The sequence below is a fragment of the Roseovarius sp. B08 genome, assembly GCF_051417955.1.
Taxonomy (GTDB): domain Bacteria; phylum Pseudomonadota; class Alphaproteobacteria; order Rhodobacterales; family Rhodobacteraceae; genus Roseovarius.
In genome coordinates this window covers 3190197-3210042 of sequence record NZ_JBPRLW010000001.1, presented here as the reverse complement: position 1 = coordinate 3210042, position 19846 = coordinate 3190197, and the positions used below count along the sequence as shown (strand labels likewise).

Here is a 19846-nt window from a genome sequence, read left to right as displayed (position 1 = left end):
GCCCGATGCCTGTGAGGCGGGCGGATTGCTGCGTGAGAAGACGTAAGCATTGCCGCGCGTGATGCAACGCGGGAATCGTTTCTCCGCACAGATCATATCAAGGGATTTCAATGAGAATAAGTTGCATTTATTCATCGGATTGATAAATTAATTTTATGAAAAACCTTTCGCTGAAACAGTTGCGTTATTTCGAGGTGCTGGCCCGGGTGGGGCATTTCGGGCAGGCCGCCGAGATCTGCGCTGTCACCCAGCCGGCGTTGTCGGTTCAGATCAAGGCGCTGGAGGCGGCGGCGGGGGCGGCGCTGTTCGAGCGTACGACGCGGGAGGTGCGGCTGACAGGGTTCGGGGTGGAGTTCGCCGCGCGGGTGCGCGAGATCCTGCGGTCGGTGGACGAATTGTCGGATCTTGCGCGCAAGGCCCAGGAGGGGCTGGGCGGGCGGCTGAGGCTGGGGGTGATTCCGACGATCGCGCCCTATCTTCTGCCGCGCTTTCTGACCCGGCTGAACGCGGCGTTTCCCGATCTGGACGTGCAGGTGCGCGAGAGCATCACGCCGCGCCTGATCGCGGAGCTGGGCGAGGGCGGGCTGGATCTGGCGATCGTGGCGCTGCCTGTTTCGGAGCGGTCGCTGGAAGAATGCCCGGTCTTCGAGGAGCCGATGGTCCTGGTGCGGCCCGAGGCCGAGGCAGAGGCGCCGGTGCCGGAGGTGACGGCCCTGCACACCCGGCGGCTGTTGCTGCTGGAGGAAGGGCATTGTTTTCGCGACCAGGCGCTGGCCTTTTGCAATATCCCCGGCGGCGGGCCGCGCGACGGGCTGGAAGGCACATCGCTGTCGACATTGGTGCAGATGGTGGGCGCGGGAATGGGGATCACCCTGATCCCCGAAATGGCGGTGCAGGTGGAAACCCGGTCGGCCCCGGTGTCGGTGGCGCGGTTCCGCGACCCGCAGCCGATGCGGCAGGTCGGCATGGTCTGGCGCAGGACCAGCCCGCTGGCCGAACGGTTCCGGGTCGTCGCTGATCTGCTGGCGCCGGAGGCGCCCGCGCTGGCTCAGTAGTCCTTTTCGAAGAAGATGCCGACGCCGGTGTTGCCGGTGGTGCTGGTCGAGCCCTTGACGGTCAGGTTGCGCCCGATGTCGAGGTTCAGGTTGATCTCCTGGTTGCCTTCGCTGTCGGCGGTGACCTCGGAATAGAGGTTTTCCGACAGGTAGGCGCCGGCGGTGACCTGGGTCGCACCGTCCTCGGAGGTCGACACGTCGAGGTCGCTGAGACCGAGAGCGCCGCGAATGTCCAGACCGCCGGAGCGCTGGCCCGACAGGGTGGCGGCGGCGGCGACGAGCTGGGCCGCCTGGAAGGCCGAGATGTCGTCGAGCCCGCGCCCGAAGAGCAGCCGCGCGACGGCCTCGTCCTGGGGCAGGTCGGGGACGGATTCGAAGGTCACGGAGGGCGAGCTTGCCAGCCCCTCGATGATGGTGCGCACGAGGATGCCGTCATTTTCGGTTTCGGCCACGAAGCGCAGGTAAGGGTCGAGCGCGCCGCGCAGGTCGATCACGCCTTCGGTCAGCTCGATGCGGCGGCCCAAGATGTCGAGCCGGCCCCGGATCAGTTCGAAAAGGCCGCTGGGCACGACATCGGCCGTGGTCCCCTGAAGCCGGACGCGGCCACCGAGTTCGGCGTCGAGGCCGCGGCCGCGCACGAAGATGCGGTTCGGCGCGTTGATGACCAGGTCGAGCGGGAAGGCGACGGGGGCGCTGCTTTCCTGGCCGATGATCCCGGCGCGGGCCCGGGTCCGGCGCACGTCGGCCGGTTCGCCCACATGGGTGATCTCGGGAATGTCGCCCGGGGTGCGGGTGCCGCTGCCCGAGGGCACGCGCAGTTCGGTCCGGCCCAGGTTGACCGTGCCGCCGATGGTGGCGCCGCCGGTGAGCGGGCCGTTGATGCCGACCTGGCCGGAGACGGTCGTGGTGTAAAGGTCCGGGTCGGTGACGACGAGGTCGTTGAGCGCGGCTTGGAGATTGGCGTTGAAGGGAGGCGACAACGTGATCGGCCCGCGCACGCGGAAATTGCCGCCGGTGCCCATCGAGGCGGTGATGTCGGTCTCGGCCCGGCCCGAGGCAAGGCGGACGGCGCCGTTGATGCCCGTGATGGCGGTCGAGAGGCCTCGGCAGGGCGAATCGACCGTCGGAGATGTTGATCACGCCCGACAGCGACCCCAACGCCGGCGGTCCGTTCACGCTGAGGTCGAAGTTGGCGAGACCCGCGATGGAGCGGGGCGCGAGGAACGGGTTGGCCAGGGCAAGCGGCGCGGAGCCGTTTACGTCGAGATCGAGGCTGTTGCCGTATCCGTTGATCGAGCCGTTGACGCGGGCATTGGTGCCGCCGGGGCCGGTGGCGTCGAGCGATACGCGGATCTGCTCGCCACGGCGGTCGACGATTGTGACCGTGCCGTTGGCCGAGACCGCGCCCGGGAAGGCGGGCACGAAGATGCCGAGGTCGGCCAGCCGGGCCGACACGTTTACAGGCGCGCCGGGACCGCTGCCTTCGGCATCGACCGTGAGGCGGGGCGTCTGGATGTCGATGTAGCGGATGCCCGGGGCGTCCTCGCCCAGAGCGACGGAGGCGCGGGCGTCGATGCTGCCGGCGATCAGCTGATCGAGTTGAGCGATGCCGGTGCGCAGGTTGGAGCCGTCGATATCGGTGGTGATGTCGAGCGTGCGACCGCGCACCTGTCCGGAGCCTTCGAGTGTCATGTCGAGCGTGCCGGTGAGCGGGCGATCCAGCAGCGGCGCGAGGCGCGACAGGTCGCTGGCGTTGAGGGTCATCTGACCTTCGACCGGCAGAAGCGTATCCTCGGGGTAGACCGTGCCGGAGGCCGAGAGCGTCGTACCCGCGCCCGAGGCGTCGAGTTGCGATATGGTGACGGGACCGCCTTTTTCCCAGGTGGCGGCGGCGTCGAGCGTGGCGGGGCCGGACATGCGCGGTTCGATCCGGGCGAGATCGGCGATGGCCGCCTTCACTGCCAGTTCGCCATCATCGGAATCGAGCCGGCCCGAGGCGTCGGCCTCGAGCGCCGGGGTGCGGACCGAGAAGCGTTCGAGCACGGTGCCGTCGGTGTCGCGCTGCGCGGCGATGGACACTGTGCCTGCGCCTTGCATCAGGGCATCGACGCGCGGCTCACCGATTTCGATATCGTTGGTTTCGGCGTCGAGCACGATGTCGAACGCGCCGCCGCGGATGCGGCCGGAGCCTTCGAGCACCACTGTCGCGGCGCCGTCGAGGTCACGGCCGGCAAGCTGGGCGAAGCGCGAGAGGTCCTGCGCGGCGAGCGTCACCTTGCCCTCGGCGGGAAGGTTGGGGTCTTCGGGAAAGACCGCGCCGCTGCCGGTCAGTGTGGCATCCGCCAGGGTGGCCTCGAGCGCGGAGATGTTGAGCGCGTCGCCTGTGCTCCAGTTGACGGATGTCGTGAGCGTGGCAGGGCCGGAAAGTGTCGGCTCGACCTGGGCCACGTTGTCCAGCCGTGCCTCGATATCCAGCAGACCTTCCTCTGCGTCGAGCCGGCCCGACGCGTTCGCGGCAAGGGCCTGTGTCTGGATCGTGAGGCGTTCGAGCACGGTGCCGGTGGTGTCGCGCCGCGCGGCGAGCGACAGGGTGCCCTGGCCGGTCATCAGTGGATCAAGGCGCGGCTGGCCGATGGCCAGATCGTTGGTTTCGGCCTCGAGCTCGATATCGAAGGATCCGCCCAGAAGCGTGCCGGTGCCCTCCAGCGTGGCATTGGCGGCGCCGGAGATATCCTGGTTCGAGATGGCTGCAAAGCGCGAGAGGTCGGCGGCGTTTAGCGTTGCGTTGCCAGTGAAGGGAAAGCCGTCTTCGAGACTTTCCAGTTCGCCGGTGGCAGTGAGGGTGACATTGCCGCTTTCCACCTCAAACGCCTCGATGACCAGGGGCTGGTCCTGCTGCCAGTCGAGGGTCATGGTGCCGGAAGGCGCGGTGCCGATGGCCTCGGCCAGCGCGGGATCGGAATGGTCCACGCTTTCGGCGTTGAAGGTGATGTCGCCGGAGAAGGACCTGTCGGGAGCGTCGGTGATCTGACCCGTCCCGGAGAGCGTGGCGCGCTCGACGCTGAGCCCGTCTTGCAAAAGGTCGACGATCTGGACTTCGGCTTGCCAGGCATCGTCCTGCGCGGCGTCGAAGCTGGCCTTGAGCCGGGCATTCTGCAGGGTCGTGGGCGAACCGGAGACGGGCAGGCGCACGACCTCGCCGTCGTCGCTGCCGATACGGCCCTGCAGTTGCAGCGTCTCGGGCCAGCCGGAGGCCGACAATGCCAGGTTGCCCTCAAGCTCCAGCGCCTCGGACTGGATCGCAAGCTGATCGAGCACGAGACGTCCGCTGGCCTGGGTCTGGCCGGCGACTTCGAGGCTGGTGGTTTCGCCGAAGAAGGGTTGGAACTGTTCCTCAAAGAGCGGGCGCAGGTCGCCGTCGAGGTCGGCGGAGAAGGTGTAGCCTTGCGTGTCGTCACCGTCGATGGCGCCGACATTCACGGCGCCGCCAAATCGCCGCTGGCCGTCGGAGCTGAGCGCTATACGTGCGGTATAATCGGACAGGGGCGCCTCGCCCGTCACCTGCAGGCGCAGGGCCGGGGTGTCGGGGATGCCGAGGAGCGTGGCCACGATACCGTCACGGCCCTCCTGGAAGTCGAGGTCGAGGGAGAGAACGCGGGTTTCGTTGGAAAACGCGCCTTCGAACGTCAGGCTGTCGTTGCGGTCGAGGCGCTGGATGGCGAGATTGGCGGCGCCCTCGCCGTCGGCGAGGGTGACGTTGCCTTCGAGCGAGAGCTGGGCAGGCTCGCCCAGAACGGACTCGCCCAACTCGATGCGCTCGATCTCGACCAGTTCGACATTCACGGACACGGGGAGTTCGGGCAGGGCGAACTGTGTCGCCTCGGCGTCATCGGGGCTGACGCCTTCGCCGCCGGCGGGAAGGCGTTCAAGGATGATCTCGGCCGCGGTGAGTTCCTCGACCTCGAGCCGGCCACCGAGGAGGGCGGAGCGGGACCACACGAGCGAGGCGTCGCGCATGGTCAGCCATGTGCCGTCCTCGTCGGCGATGGTCAGGCTTTCCAGTGTGGCGTTGGAGGACAATGCGCCGCTGAAGCCGGTGACCGTCACGTTGCGGCCCGCGCTGGAGAGATTGTCCTGAAGCCAGTTCTCGATGAACGACTTGTCCTCTTCCTCCTGGTCCTGAGCCAGCAGGGGCGCGGAGAGACCGAAGGTGAAGATCAGAAGAAGGGAAAGCAGTCGGCGCATCAGAATGCCTGTCCAATACCTATGTAGAACTCGTAATCCTCGCCCGCGTCGCCGTCGAGCGGAGTGGCCACGTCAAGGCGGATCGGGCCGATACCGGTGTCGTAGCGGATGCCGAAGCCGGCGCCGGAATGCCAGTCACCGTCTCCGCCGCCGAAGCTGTCGCGGCCGACAAAGCCGGTGTCGGCAAAGCCCACCACCTGCCAGGAATCGGCCACCCGGGCACGGACCTCGCCCGAGAGCGCGAGGAAGGACCGCCCGCCGCTGGTGTTGCCGCCGCCCAGATCGACGCCGAGCGACTGGTAGGGCTGGCCGCGCACGGTGTTGGAGCCGCCCGAGAAGAACAGCATCTCGGGGGGGACGTCGAGCAGGGACGCACCTGTGACCGAGCCGATCTGGGTGCGCCCGGCCAGCACGATCGTGTCGTTTTCGCCGAAGCCCACATAGGTCCGGGCGTCGGCATAAAGGCGGAAAGCCGGGTCGCCTGCATCGAGCGCGAGGAACGGCGTGGCCTCGAGGCCGACATAGAACCCTTCGGTGGCGTCGAGCGGTTCGTCGCGGTTGTCGAAGGTCAGCTTGCCCGGCAAGAGCAGGAGTTGATTGGTGCGCGAGCCGAGGTCGTCGTCGATTTCGGCATACTGGTATGTGATGCCGATCTCGCCTTCGAGTTCGTCGGAGAAGATGTGTGACACGCCGCCGCCGACCTCGAAGGTGCGCTGGCGGTAGTCCTCTTCGTCCACTTCCTCGGCGCGGGCCTGGAGGAACGCGGTGGTGTCGGGCGTGAAGGTTGCGGGACGCTCGAAGCGGGCGGAGAGGCGATAGTCGATGCCGCCCGAGTCGCCGCCTATGCCGCCGACCTCGCCCTCGATCCGCAGGCGTTCGGCGCCGCCCAGAAGGTTGCGGTGAAGCCAGAAGCCGCTGAGGGTGAGACCTTCGAGCGAGGCGATCTCGGCGCCGAAGCCGATGCGTCGGGGCTTGGCGTCGATCACCTCGGCCTGGATGTCGAGCGTGCCGTCGGGATTGGGCACGGCGGCCTCGTTCAGCACGACCGAGCGGAAGGCGCCGGTGCGGCGCAGGCGCTGGCTGGCGTCTTCGAGTTCCTCGGGAGAGAAGACCTTGCCCGAGGGCAGGCCGGCGATGGCGCGGATGCGGTTGGCGCGCACGGCGCTGGGCCGGGTGATCACCAGGTCTCCGAAGCGCAGGCGGGGGCCGGGCGCCAGGCGGATCTCGGACGCGACGGTGGCGTTGCGATGGTCGGCGGTGATCGACTGGCCGTCGAGTTCGGCCTTGGCGTGTCCGGCCTCGCGCCAGCCGGTGACGCCGGCCTCTGCCGTGTCACGTATGACACTGGCGGAGGCGCGCTGGCCGCGGGCGTAGCCTTCGGGCAGTTCGGATTCGGGCGCGACCGGGCCGATTGCGGCGCGAGAAAACGTGAAGGGCGAGCCGGGCTGGACGATAACGACGACGCGGTTCACACGGCTGGGCCCGGCGATGGGCGAGATATCCGCCGCCTCGCGCCCGTCGACGCGGATGCTGACCACACCGCCATAGAACCCAGCGTCGTAAAGTGCGCCGACCATCCGGGCATAATCGGCTCTGGCCGCGGCAAGGATGTCCTGGGTGGTCGCGTCCTCGTCCTCGGCGGTTTCGACGGTGAGGGAGGATTTGCTGAGATACTCGGCCATTTCCGGCGGAGCGCCCCGGACCTGGACCGTCGCCTCGACCGCCAGGACCGGACGGGTCAGCAGCAGGGACAGGATGAAGAACCAGGGCGCGACGCGACGACACTTGAACAACAGGGCAGCTCCGTTTCCGGGGCCCGCGGCGGGCCCAAGGCGTGAAGATGAAGACCGCAAGCGTCGGCGACCATTCGTCGCCACAGGCAACCCCCATCACGAGCCAAACTAGAGCGAGCAGTCCGGTATTCCCAGCAGGAAAGTTCATTTGTAGGGCGATTGGCCGCAATGAATTGCGCGATTGGCGAGATTCTTCCGAACCGGTGTTGACGCGGCCCTGTGGCTGACGCCCTTCTATGTTCGGGCGAAGTCGCGCAGGGGGAACGATTGCCCATGGCCGCGAGAGGGAATATGACGTCAGGCAAGATAAGGGATTTCGACGCGTTGAAGGGGCACGTGGGGGACTCGCAGAAATATTCTCAGGTCCGGACGGTGGCGTTGGTTATCATTGCCTTCGCCGTGGTTCTGTTTCTGTTGGTACAGGCCCGGTTCATCCTGATCTCGCTGGCGGTGGCGGTGATCCTGTTCACGCTGACCTCGGACGTGATCCGGCTGATCGCGCGGCAGAGAATCGGGCGGTTCCGCATTCCCAGCTGGCTGGCCTCGATCGTGGCGCTTCTGCTTATCTCGACCGCGCTGCTGCTCTTGTCGTCGATCCTGCTGGCGCAATTGAACACCGTTCTGGGCACGACGTTGTCCTATGCCGAGCGGGCGCCGTCGGCGATGGCGTCGCTGTTCGCATGGATGGGCGAGGACGTGGAGCGCGCCGTTCTGAACTCGCTCAACAGCGTCGAGGTCTCGGGCTATGTTCGGGCCGTGGCGGGGCAGGCGGGCAGCCTGATGCAGGGCACGGTGCTGGTGATCCTGTTCTTCGGGTTCCTGTTTGCCGAGCGGATCTGGTTCGGCACCAAGATGTTGAACTTCTTCGATGATCCGGCGCAGGCGGAGCGGGCGAACCGGATCTTCAACTCGATCATCCACCGGGTGAATTATTACCTGCTGATCAAGACGCTGGTCAGCGTGATCACAGGGGCGATGGTCTACGTGGTGGCGATGCTCTTTGACATCGAACTGGCGCTGTCGCTGGGCATCCTGACATTCATTCTGAACTACATACCCAATATCGGCTCGATCGTGGCAACCGGCATGGTTGCGCTGGTGGGCTATGTCGAGACCGGCGAGGCGTCGGTGACGGCGGGGTTGTTCGTGATCACCGGGGTGATCCAGTTCGTCAACGGCAACGTGATCGACCCGTGGCTGATGGGGCGGGCGCTGCGGTTGTCGTCGTTCGGGATCATCATCAGCCTGGCGTTCTGGGGCGCGGTCTGGGGCATTCCGGGCATGTTCCTTTCGGTGCCGATCATGGTGATGCTGCTGGTGATCTGCAGCCATGTGCCGGATCTGCGGAAAGTGGCGGTGCTGCTGTCGCGGGAAGGTCTTCCCGAGGACGACCGCGAACTCGACCGCCTGAACGAGGAGATCGAGAGCCGCAGGGCATCCTGACCGCGCCGGGGCGCCGGTGCCGACGGCCGGGCGTCAGTAGATGAAGGTTTGCGGTGCCTGTCCCTCGATGCTCTGGCCGCGATACATGCCTTCGCAGTTGAAGGGCATGGTGACGGTGCCGTCCGCGCCGATGGCGATGAGGCCGCCGGAGCCGCCGATGGCCACCAGATCCTGCATCACCACCCGCGCGGCCGCGTCGGTCACGTTCTGAGCTGCCAGCCGGATACGGGCGTCGATCTCGTGCGCGACGGAGAGACGGATGAACGCCTCGCCATCGCCGGTGGCCGAGACGGCGCAGCTGTCATTGGCGGCGAAAGTGCCGGCACCGATCAGGGGGCTGTCCCCTATGCGCCCAGCGCTTTTGGCGGTCATGCCGCCCGTGGAGGTGGCGGCGGCGAGGTTGCCGGCGCGGTCGCGGGCCACGGCCCCGACGGTACCGTGACGGCGCGAGGGGTCGTCGTCGAGCGTGCCGTCGGCTTCCATGCGCAAGGTTTCCTGAAGCGCGTCCCAACGCTCTTGCGTGAAGAAATAGCCGGTCTCCTCGAACGCGAGGCCGGCGTCGCGCGCGATGCCGAGCGCGCCTTCACCGGCCATCAGGACATGCGACGTGCGCTCCATCACGGCGCGGGCCGCCTCTATGGGGTTGCGCGGGCCGCAAATGCCGGCGACGGCCCCGGCGCGACGGTCGCGCCCACCCATGAGAGCGGCGTCCATCTCATGCGTGCCCGCCCGGGTGAAGACCGCGCCGCGACCGGCATTGAAGAGCGGCTCGTCCTCGAGCGCCCGCACAGCGGCGGTGACCGCGTCGAGAGCGGTCCCGTCGGCGGCAAGCACCGCGTCGCCCGCCGCCAGCACGCGCGCGAGGGCCGCGTGGCAGGCCGCTTCACGCGCCTCGCTCATCTCCGACCGGGGCAGGACCCCGGCGCCACCGTGAATCGCCAGTGCGAATCCGTCGCTCATCTCTCGCTCCTGCCTTGTTTTGCGCCGTTTTGGCGGGTTCTGGTTGCCAAGAATCCCACATAGCGCGGGATTCGTGACGTTGCGACCGCTTTTGCTGTTGCGAGCCGTGGTTTACGTGACATTCTTGTGAACGGGATGGTAATGTCTACTACATATAGATAGTAGTCCAGTGATGAACGGAGCAATTCGATGGACATGTCGGTGAAGCCCAGCCCCCGGGGTAAACTCGTCGCGATTGGCGGCGCCGAGGATAAGTCCGCCAAGGCGGCGATTTTGGGGCGCGTGTTGAAACTCTCGAACAGGGAAGCACCGGTGGTCGGCATGATCACCACGGCCAGCAGCATCCCCGACGAGGTCTTCCCCGCCTACAAAGAGGCCTTCGACGCGCTGGGCGCGTCCGAGGTGCTGGATATTCGCATCCGCGAGCGGTCCGACGCCGGCGACTCCAAGATGGTCGAGATGATCCGCAAGAGCGACGTTCTGTTCATCTCCGGCGGCGACCAGATGCGCCTGACCAGCATCTTCGGCGCATCGAAGGCGCTGGAGGCGATTCGTTCGATTTATCACGAGGGCGCGGTTATCGCGGGTACCAGCGCGGGGGCGGCCTGCCAGTCCTCCACGATGGTCTATGGCGGCAGCGCGATCGACAGCCTGCGCAAGGGCGCGGTCAAGATGAGCGCCGGGTTCGGCCTGATCGAGGGGGTCATCATCGACACCCATTTCCTGGAGCGCGGGCGGTTCTCGCGGCTGATGGAAGTGGGGGCGACCAACCCCGAATATCTGGGCATCGGGCTGGGCGAGGACGCCGCCGTATTGTTCGAGAACGGTGTAATCAAGGCCTTTGGACCCGGTCATGTAATCCTCGTTGACAGTTCGAGGATATCCAGTTGCAATGTATTCGACTTGTCAGACGGTGAGGCGGTGAGCGTCCACAATGTCGTGATGCATGCGCTGGTCGAGGGTGATGGATACAACCTGGCGGACCGGCGGGTCCTGAGTGCCAAACAGCTTGGGGCCGAGAGTCTGGAGCTGAAGGATGCGTATACTTGAACACCGTGCGCTGCGCGGACCCAACTATTACAGCCGCTACCAAGCGATCTACATGCGGCTGGACATCGAGGAACTGGAAGACCGGCCGAGCGACAAGGTCGACGGCATTGCCCAGAACCTTGCAAGGCTGATCCCGACCATACAGGAACACCGCTGCTCGGTGGGCGTGCCCGGCGGGTTCTTGCAACGTGTCGAGGCCGGCACATGGGCCGGCCACATGGTCGAGCACGTGGCGATCGAGTTGCAGAACATGATCGGGTTCTCGGTGGGCTACGGCAAGACCGTCGACAGCTATGACAAGGGTGTCTACCACGTCGTCTATCGCTATCGCGACGAGGCCACGGGGCTGGCCTGCGGCGAAGAGGCGGTGGAGATCGTCCAGGCGCTTTACGATGGCAAGGACGTGGACCTGGAGCCGGTGATCGACCGGCTGAAGGAAGTGCGGGACGCCAACGCGTTGGGCCCGTCGACCGGGTCGATCGTGAACGCCGCGAAGGCGCGGAACATTCCGTGGTACAACCTGACCGAGGGTACCAGCTATACGCAGTTGGGCCACGGCGTGAAGCAGCGAAAGTTCCAGGCGACGGTGACGGACGCATCGGGGATCATCGGTCACTCGATCGCCGACGACAAGGAATGGACCAAGCAGGTGCTGGCCGACGCCGGCGTGGCCGTGCCGAAAGGCTATATCGGCTATAGCTGGGAAGAGGTGAGAGACGCCGCGGAGTGGATCGGCTGGCCGGTCGTGACAAAGCCCCTGTCGGGCAATCACGGGCGCGGCGTGACCACCGACATCACCAATGAGGAAGAGTTGAAATCGGGCTACGAGGCCGCGCTGGCGCGCTGCCGGGACGATTACAACGCGGTCATCGTGGAAAGCTACATCAAGGGCGAGGACCACCGCATCCTGGTGATCGACGGCAAGCTGGTCGCCGCCGCCCGGCGGCGCCCGGCGCATGTAGAGGGTGACGGGACCTCGACGATCCAGCAACTGATCGACGAGGAAAACAAGGACCCGCGCCGGGGCGTGGGCCACGAGAACCTGCTGACCCAGATCCACGTGGACGAGCAGACATTGCGCCTGCTGGAGCAGGCGGAGCTGACGCTGGACTCGGTGCCGGAGAAGGGCGAGATCATCTATCTGAAATCCACCGCCAACATCTCGACCGGCGGCACGGCGACGGACCTGACCGACGAGGTGCACCCCGAGATCAAGTTCTCGATGGAACGCATCGGGCGGCTGGTGGGCCTTGATATCATCGGGATCGACATGCTGGCCGAGACCCTGACCAAGCCGCTGGACCAGCAATCGGCGGGCGTGGTCGAGGTAAACGCCGGGCCCGGTTTCCGGATGCACATGGCGCCCACCCACGGCAAGCCGCGTGCAGTGGGCGAGGCGGTGGTCAACATGCTGTTCCCCGATCCCACGGATGACGGGCGTATCCCGATCACGGCGATCACCGGCACCAACGGCAAGACCACCACGACGCGCCTGATCACCCATATCCTGCGGCAGGCGGGCAATTCGGTGGGCATGGGCTGTACCGGGACGATCGAGATCGATAATCACGTGATCCTCAAGGGCGACTATTCCGGACCTGCCGCCGCTCATGCGGTACTGCGTGAGCCCACGGTCGAACATGCGGTGCTGGAGGTGGCCCGCGGCGGGATCATGCGCCGGGGCCTCGGCTTTGACGAATGCGATGTGGGTGTTCTGCTGAACATCGCGTCGGACCACCTGGGCGAGCGCGATATCCATACGCTGGAAGAACTCGCGCGGTGCAAGACCGTTGTGGTCGACGCGGTGAAAAAGATCGGCGGGTTCTGCGTGCTGAATGCCGACGATCCGCTGGTGATGGACCAGGGCACCTACTGGGCGCGGGGCGAGATCATCTATTTCACGATGAATCCCGACAATCCGGACCTGAAGGAACATCTTGCCGACCACAAGATGGTCATTACCGTGCGCCAGGGTCGGATCGTGCTGTTGCGCGGTCAGGTCGAGGTCGAGGTGGCGGCGGTCAACGATGTGCCGATCTCCTTTGAGGGGCACGCGCCGTTCAACGTGCAGAATGCCATGGCGGCCACCGCCGCCGCGCTGGCGCACGGGCTGGAGATCGACGATATCCGCGCGGGGCTGCTGAGCTTCCACCCGACGCCGGCGCAGATGCCCGGGCGGACCAACTATTTCGAGGCCGACGGCGTGAAATGCCTGATCGACTATGGCCACAACGTGCCCGCGCTGGAGGCGTTGGAACCGCTGGTCAACGGCCTTGGGCAGCAGCGCAAGATTGCGGTTGCCACGGCGCCGGGCAACCGCCGGGACGAGGACCTTTCGGCGCTGGGCGCGCAACTGGCGAAGATGTGCGATGCCGTCTACGTCTACGAGACCGACGCGCGTGGCCGCAGCGAAGGCGAGACCGCCGGGCTGATCGAGAAGGGCGCGAAAGACGCGGGCTCGGCCGGGACTGTCGAGATCATCATGGATGAGCAGGCGGCGATCGACCGGGCCATAAGCGAGGCGAAGCCGGGCGACTTCCTGTTGCTGCTGGTCGATGACATCGAAGGTGCGACCGAGCGCCTGAAGGGCCGCAGCTATGGGGCGCAATCGGACCTTGGTCAGACCTGAGCCGCGTGCGCGCAATTGACGGGGAACAACGCCGCCGAATTGGCGTTGAGCGCTGAGGGAGTGATATGACAAAAAACGTTTTCGTCGTCGGAATGAACGAATTGAATGCGGCGCGACTGAAGCGCCTTCGAGGCGTCGAGGACGTGTCTTTTCACCCGCTTCTGACCTCTGCCGAGGTCTCTGACACGCAAATTTTCGACATTCCCGATATGCTGCGCCGGGCCGAGGAGACGCTGGACGCCTTCGACGGGTCGATCGACGCGATCGTGGGCTATATCGATTTTCCCGTGTCCACCATGCTGCCGCTTTTGTGCGAGAAATACGGTGTGCGGAACGCGTCGCTGGAATCGCTGCTGAAATGCGAGCACAAATACTGGTCGCGCAAGGTGATGGCCGAGGTCATCCCAGATCACGTGCCGAACTTCACCGCCTTCGATCCGTTCGACGACGAGGCACTGTCGGAGATCGGCGAAGCCGGCCTGCGGTTTCCGTTTTTCGTGAAGCCGATCAAGTCGTCGGGCTCTCGGCTGGGGTTCCGCATCGACAGCCCCGAGGATTTCGCCTACGCCACCGAGGCCTTCCGCGCCGAGATCAACGAAATTTCCGAGCCGTTCAACTATATCCTGAACAAGGCGAACCTGCCCGAGGACGTGAAGGCCGTTGAAGGCCATTACTGCATGGCCGAGCGCGTCATTGGCGGCCGGCAATGTACCGTCGAGGGATATGTGCACGAAGGCGAGGTGGTGCCCTACGGCGTGGTAGACTCGATCCGCTATCCGCAGGTGCTGAGCTTTTTCTACTATCTCTACCCGTCCACCCTGCCGCCGCGCATCCAGGAGCAGATGGCCGAGATCACCAAGACGGTGATGAAGCATATCGGCTATGACAATGCCGGGTTCAACATCGAGTATTACTGGGACGAGGTGCAGAACCAGATCTGGCTGCTGGAGATCAACACGCGCATCGCGCAATCCCATTGTGACCTGTTCGAGATGGTCGATGGGGTCAGTCATCAGCAGGTGACGGTGGACCTCGGCCTGGGCCGTAAGCCGGACATGCCCAAGGGCGAAGGGCCGGAGAGCGTTGCGGCGGAGTTCTTCTACCGCGTGTTCTTCAACGACGCGACCGTGGCGCGCGCGCCATCCCGCGCGGAGGTGGAAGTTGCCGCCGAGCAGGTCGAGGGGACGCGGATCACCTCTTATGTCAGCAAGGGCTCGAAGCTGTCGGAGCTGCCGGAGCAGGACGCCTACAGCTATGCGGTGGCGTCGGTCTGGATGGGCGCGCAGAAACAGTCGAAGCTGCTTTGGAATTACGAGCAGGTGATGAAGAAGCTGAACTACGAATTCACGGATATCGTGGAGTAGGGCGGCGGCGCGCGGGATATTTGGCCTGGCGCGCCGGCGAGATGGTTCCGGCAGTTCCGTAACGTCGAGATCCCGGGTCTAGGCCCGGGATGGAAAGTGCACGTGGCATCGGCTGGACATCCGGTGGCGTGGGCGATACCCGGACGCCCGAGTGCCCATTCTCCTGATACCCGAGCCGTTTTCATGAAAATCGACCACCCGCTGCCGCAGACCATCCGCGAGATCGAACACCTGGAAATCCCCCTGCCGGACGGCACGCGGCTGGCCGCGCGGGTCTGGATGCCGGAAGGTGCCGAGGCGCGGCCGGTACCGGCAATTCTGGAATACATCCCCTACCGCAAGAACGACAAGACGCTGGAGCGCGACCATGCCCGTGCGCCCTGGATGGCCGCACAGGGCTATGCCTATGTTCGGGTCGACCTGAGGGGGACCGGCGAATCCGAAGGCCTGATGACGGACGAGTACACCGAGACCGAGCTGCAGGACGGCTGTGACTTGATCGCGTGGATCGCCGCGCAGGGCTGGTGCGACGGCGGCGTGGGCATCGTCGGTATTTCGTGGGGTGGTTTCAACGGGTTACAGCTTGCCGCTTTGCGCCCGCCGGCGCTAAAGGCGGTGGTGACGATCTGCTCGACCGACGACCGCTATGCCGATGACATCCATTACATGGGTGGCACGGTGCTGGGCGATCACCTTTCCTGGGCCTCGGTCATGTTCGGGATCAATACCCTGCCGCCGGACCCCGCGCATGTGGGAGACCGCTGGCGCGCGATGTGGGAAGAGCGTCTGGACCGATCGGGCCTGTGGCTGGAGAACTGGATGCAGCACCAGACCCGGGACGATTTCTGGAAGCATGGATCAGTCTGCGAGGATTTCTCGGATATCGAGGTGCCGGTCTATGCCGTCAGCGGCTGGGCCGATGGGTATTGCCGGGCGGTGTTCCGGCTGGTGGAGCACCTGAAAGGCCCGGTCAAGGGGCTGGTGGGGCCGTGGGCGCACCGCTATCCGCATCTGGGCGAGCCGGGGCCGGCCATCGATTGGCTGAGCGAGGAAGTGCGCTGGTGGGACCAGTGGATGAAGGGCCGCGACACAGGGATCGCCGACGAGCCGCCGTTGCGCGTGTTTCTGCAGGATCACGCCAGGCCGCAGACGCATTACGACAGCCGGGAGGGTGCGTGGATCGACCTGCTAGCCTGGCCCTCGCCCGAAATCACGCGGGAGGCGTTTGCGCTGGACGCGGAGGGTGGACTTGGAAAAGGCGGCAAGGACGGTATCCTGGATGTATGCTCGCCGCTTTGGGTCGGTCGGCATGGGGGAAAGTGGTGCTCTTACGGGCATCCAGGCGACCAGCCCGGGGACCAGCGGCGAGAGGATGCCGGAAGCCTGACCTTCGAGACCGCGCCGCTGGACGCGGACCGTCACATGGTGGGCGATGCGAACCTGGTGCTGACCTTCAAGGTCGACCGGCCCGTCGCGCAGGTGGCGGCACGGTTGATGGACGTGGCGCCGTGCGGTGCGGCGACGCGGGTGAGCTATGGCCTGCTGAACCTGACGCATCGCGGCAGTCATGAACAACCCGAGACGCTGGTGCCGGGGCAGTCCTATACCGTCACGGTACCGCTGAAGCACGTGGCGCAGACCTTTCGCACGGGGCACCGCATCCGGCTGGGGCTGTCGACCAGCTATTTCCCCATCGCCTGGCCTGCGCCCGAGCCCGTAACGCTGAGCGTGGTGACGCCAGAGAGCTGGCTTGAGCTTCCGTTGTGCGATGCGGTGCCGGAGGCGGTCGAGGCGGCCTTTGGTCCGGCGCGGGCCGCGGAGCCGCTGGCACTGGACGTGGCGCGGGCGCCGGGCGCGACCTGGCAGCTTTACGAGGATGTCGACACCGGGCGTCTGGGCATCGAGGTGACGGACGACGAAGGCGCCGCGACGATCGTCCGGCAGGATTTCTTTCACGGCGCAAGAGGGCAGGAGCGATATTCGATCCTGCCCGACGACCCGCTCTCGGCCGAAGGCGAGACAAGCTGGACTCACGAGATGCGGCGCGACGACTGGAGCGTGAAGACGGTCACCCGGACGCGCATGACCTGTACCGCCACGGATTACCTCGTGACGGCGCGGCTGGAGGCGTTTCTGAACGGTGAATGCATCCGCGACCTTGATTGGAATGTTCGGATACCGCGCAATCATAACTGAGGATGGTGGGACCGGGGCCACCTTGACCGGCGGATGTCGGGAACGGCCGCGGTGCGCTGCCACGTAGGGATCAACGCGCCTTCCGAGACGACCGGGCCCGGGCTTTCATCGACGCCTTGACCTTATGAGGTCCACCGCGGCACGGGCGGCGGTTTCGATGCATTCACTGGTCAGGCGCCAGTGTTGGAAGGGACTTGCCTTAGGTCGATTCCGTGGCGGGGGGGCGTTGGTGTCGCGTCCACGTCTCTGCCTACCCGGTTGGGGAGGACTTCAAACTCAAGTGTAGGTAGTCAGCCTGGGGCGTGCTGTGGCACTTTGCCGGCTTGGGTCATCCTGCGAGGCGGGTGGATTCACGGTGTGTTCTGTCGCAATTCCGAAGTCCGGCGCCGGACAGGATTGGTAGGATCGCGACAAGAAGGGAGGGAAATCATGTTCGAGGGATGTGCCAGAAGGTGCTGTGACCGAAGAGATAAGCGCCTGGGCGAACATCTTGCCGGCAGGCCCACTGAGGATTCCGGTCGAGTGACGCGGGGTGATCCTTGATGCCCTCCGCGCTGTTGAACGCGGCCTGTGACGTTGCGGATGGCGAGAGCTATGCCGCCGATCTGCGGCGTGAGCTTTTCACGCTTTGGGGCCAGGTGTTGAAACGGCGCGCGCCGCATGTGGCGGAGTGGGCGCAAAGCGATACCGAGCATGTCATTCCAGCGGGGCCCGGCGCGGTGCCCTATCTTCAGGCGCTGAACATCTGGTTCCAGCTTTTGCGCATCATCGAGGAGAACGCCGCGATCCGGGACCGGCGCCAGATCGAGACGCAAAGCGGGGCGGAGGCCGTTCCCAGCAGTTTCGCACAGGCGTTGGCGCGCGAGGACTTAACGCCCGAACGCTTTGCCGAAATATCTCAGAGCCTGTCCGTCGGTCCGACCCTGACGGCGCATCCGACGGAAGCCAAGCGCGTCACGGTGCTGGAGATTCACCGCCGGATATATCGCAACCTCGTCTCGTTGGAGGCGCAACGCTGGACCAGCCGGGAACGCGCCGGGATCTTGTCGGATATCGAGGGCGAGATCGACCTTTTGTGGATGACGGGGGAGTTGCGGCTGGAGCGCCCCGACCTCAGCGACGAGATCGAGTGGGGGCTTCAGTTCTTTCGCGACGGAATTTTCGATGCAGTGCCACAGGTGTTCGAACAGTTCGAGCAGGCGGCCGCGCGCAGGTTCGGTACGTGCGATGCGCTTTCCCCGTGCATCCGCTTTCATTCCTGGATCGGCGGCGACCGCGACGGCAATCCGAACGTGACCGCCGACAGCACCGCCCATGCGCTGAAGCGGGCGCGCGATGCGGTGATGGACATGTACAAGGAGCACCTGCGGATTGCGGTTGAACGCTTGAGCATCAGCAACAGGATCGTGCCGCTTGACCCGGAGGTGCAGGGCGAGATGGAACGTCTGGCTTCGTTGTCGCCGAGCCGGGAGCGCAACCCCAACGAGCTGTTCCGGCAGGCGATATCGGCGATTTTGCATCGTCTGGAGACGTATCGGCACATCAGCCATTTCACCGCCGACCTCGAAGTCGTGGAAAAGGCGCTTGCCTCGGTCGACGCCGTGCGACTGGCGCGCCGCTACATCCGTCCGATCCGGTGGCGGGCCACGGTGTTCGGCTTCAGCATTTTCACGCTGGATATTCGCCAGAACTCCACGGTGACCACGGACACCATCGCCGAGATCTGGCGAGGCCGGGACAGCGGCGAGGTGCCGGAATATGGTGATCCCGCTTGGTCGAAGCGGTTGCGGGCGGAGTTGGCCGAACCGAAATTGCCCGAGCCCGACCCGAATGCGCTGTCAGATCAGGCCGTTGAGCTTCTCAAGCTGTTGAACCTGATGTCAAAGCGCCAGTACGGCCCGGATCCCGCCGCGATCGGCCCGTTCATCCTGTCGATGACCCGTTCCTCGGACGACCTGTTGGGGGTTTTCCTGCTGGCCCGTTACGCGGGCTTCGGCGCCGAGACGCTGGAGTTGAAGGTCGTGCCGTTGTTCGAGACCATCGACGACCTGAGGGCGGGACCGGAAATCCTTGTCGATCTGTTGAAGGTTCCCCTCGCGAAACGCAGCCTGACGCGGGACGGGCCCGCGATCGAAGTCATGCTGGGGTATTCCGACAGCAACAAGGACGGCGGCTTTGTCTGCTCGACCTGCGAACTGGACCAGGCGCAGCGCAAGATCACGCGGGTTCTGGCGTCGCAGGGCCTGAAGCCTGTCTTCTTTCACGGGCGCGGCGGGTCGGTCAGCCGGGGCGGCGCACCGATGGACCGCGCCATTGCGGCCCAGCCGACGGATACCGTGAACGGCAGAATGCGCCTGACGGAGCAGGGCGAGGTCGTATCGGCCAACTACGCCAACCGCGGGACCGCGGCGGCGCATCTGGAGCTTCTTGCCTCGAGCGTGCTGAAGCATACGGCGGATTCAAACGATCCGCCCCGGGCGCCGGAATTCAACGACGCGCTGGATGCCCTGTCTGGCCTGTCGCAAACGGCTTATTCCACGCTGCTGCACATGCCCGGCTTCATCGACTATTTCCAGCAGGCCAGCCCGGTGGAGGAACTGGCCATGCTCAAGATCGGTTCGCGGCCCGCGCGGCGGTTCGGGGCGGCGTCGCTGGATGACCTGCGGGCCATTCCATGGGTTTTCGCGTGGTCGCAGAACCGGCACCTGATCACGGGCTGGTACGGTTTCGGCTCTGCCATGGAATCCTTTCGCAAATTCCAGGGCACGCGCGGGGAAGAGACACTTTTGGCGATGTTCGGGAAGACCAAGCTGTTCCGGCTGATCGTGGACGAGGTGGAGAAATCGCTGTTTCAGACCGATCTGGACATCGCGTCGGATTATGCGTCGCTGGTGACGGACGAGGACATCCGGCAGCGTGTGACCGAGGCCGTTCGCAGGGAATACGAGCTTGCCTGTGAGGGGATCATGTTCCTGACCGGGGAAAAGACCATTGCGGCGCGGTTTCCGCGCATGAGGGCCCGCTTCGACCGGATACGCCCGGGTCTGGACCGGATCAATGCGCTTCAGGTGGCGTTGCTGCGCGATGTGCGGTCGCGGAGAGGAACCGAAC

General features: G+C 65.4%; 9 protein-coding genes and 1 pseudogene. 7 read left to right on the top strand and 3 right to left on the bottom strand.

Going from position 1 to position 19846, the window contains the following annotated elements:
• Positions 1 to 155: 155 nt before the first annotated feature.
• Positions 156 to 1055 carry a LysR substrate-binding domain-containing protein gene (locus ACSQ76_RS16285; RefSeq protein WP_437157418.1) on the top strand — a complete coding sequence of 300 codons (900 nt, stop codon included), beginning with the start codon at positions 156 to 158 and terminating at the stop codon, positions 1053 to 1055.
• On the opposite strand, the gene ACSQ76_RS16280 is transcribed toward ACSQ76_RS16285, so the two are convergent.
• A complete protein-coding gene (locus tag ACSQ76_RS16280) occupies positions 1049 to 2077 on the bottom strand; it encodes a translocation/assembly module TamB domain-containing protein (RefSeq protein WP_437157417.1) in 1029 nt (342 codons plus the stop codon). The two genes, ACSQ76_RS16285 and ACSQ76_RS16280, sit on opposite strands and share 7 nt — an antisense overlap.
• 3222 nt (positions 2078 to 5299) lie before the next feature.
• Positions 5300 to 7093, bottom strand: a complete 1794-nt coding sequence (locus ACSQ76_RS16275) for an autotransporter assembly complex protein TamA (RefSeq protein WP_437157416.1) — start codon at positions 7091 to 7093, stop codon at positions 5300 to 5302.
• A gap of 372 nt (positions 7094 to 7465) precedes the next feature.
• Here ACSQ76_RS16275 and ACSQ76_RS16270 point away from each other — a divergent pair, with 372 nt between their 5' ends.
• Positions 7466 to 8536, top strand: a complete 1071-nt coding sequence (locus ACSQ76_RS16270) for an AI-2E family transporter (RefSeq protein ID WP_306130209.1) — start codon at positions 7466 to 7468, stop codon at positions 8534 to 8536.
• Between the two features lie 33 nt (positions 8537 to 8569).
• Here the strand turns inward: ACSQ76_RS16270 and ACSQ76_RS16265 are convergent, their stop codons facing one another.
• Entirely contained in the window at positions 8570 to 9496 is a 927-nt protein-coding gene (locus tag ACSQ76_RS16265; RefSeq protein ID WP_437157415.1) for an isoaspartyl peptidase/L-asparaginase family protein, read from the bottom strand.
• Between the two features lie 189 nt (positions 9497 to 9685).
• On the opposite strand from ACSQ76_RS16265, the gene ACSQ76_RS16260 reads away from it, so the two are divergent.
• From ACSQ76_RS16260 to ACSQ76_RS16240, 5 genes and pseudogenes are all read left to right on the top strand, one after another.
• Positions 9686 to 10546: a cyanophycinase gene (locus tag ACSQ76_RS16260; protein WP_437157414.1), complete on the top strand. Its 861-nt coding sequence runs from the start codon at positions 9686 to 9688 to the stop codon at positions 10544 to 10546.
• Positions 10533 to 13175: a cyanophycin synthetase gene (gene cphA, locus ACSQ76_RS16255; protein ID WP_437157413.1), complete on the top strand. Its 2643-nt coding sequence runs from the start codon at positions 10533 to 10535 to the stop codon at positions 13173 to 13175. Before ACSQ76_RS16260 ends, cphA begins: the two co-directional genes overlap by 14 nt.
• A gap of 65 nt (positions 13176 to 13240) precedes the next feature.
• A complete protein-coding gene (locus ACSQ76_RS16250; protein ID WP_437157412.1) occupies positions 13241 to 14539 on the top strand; it encodes an ATP-grasp domain-containing protein in 1299 nt (432 codons plus the stop codon).
• Positions 14540 to 14722: 183 nt separating this feature from the next.
• A complete protein-coding gene (locus ACSQ76_RS16245; protein ID WP_437157411.1) occupies positions 14723 to 16735 on the top strand; it encodes a CocE/NonD family hydrolase in 2013 nt (670 codons plus the stop codon).
• A gap of 542 nt (positions 16736 to 17277) precedes the next feature.
• Positions 17278 to 19785: pseudogene (locus ACSQ76_RS16240) on the top strand (phosphoenolpyruvate carboxylase); the annotation flags it as partial.
• Between the last annotated feature and the right edge of the window lie 61 nt (positions 19786 to 19846).

Excerpts from the sequence above, each read along its gene's own strand:
- ACSQ76_RS16250 (WP_437157412.1), top strand. The coding sequence starts at position 13,241 with ATGACAAAAAACGTTTTCGTCGTCGGAATGAACGAATTGAATGCGGCG.
- ACSQ76_RS16285 (WP_437157418.1), top strand. The coding sequence starts at position 156 with ATGAAAAACCTTTCGCTGAAACAGTTGCGTTATTTCGAGGTGCTGGCC.
- cphA (WP_437157413.1), top strand. The coding sequence starts at position 10,533 with ATGCGTATACTTGAACACCGTGCGCTGCGCGGACCCAACTATTACAGC.
- ACSQ76_RS16245 (WP_437157411.1), top strand. The coding sequence starts at position 14,723 with ATGAAAATCGACCACCCGCTGCCGCAGACCATCCGCGAGATCGAACAC.
- ACSQ76_RS16265 (WP_437157415.1), bottom strand. The coding sequence starts at position 9,496 with ATGAGCGACGGATTCGCACTGGCGATTCACGGTGGCGCCGGGGTCCTG.
- ACSQ76_RS16280 (WP_437157417.1), bottom strand. The coding sequence starts at position 2,077 with ATGGGCACCGGCGGCAATTTCCGCGTGCGCGGGCCGATCACGTTGTCG.
- ACSQ76_RS16260 (WP_437157414.1), top strand. The coding sequence starts at position 9,686 with ATGGACATGTCGGTGAAGCCCAGCCCCCGGGGTAAACTCGTCGCGATT.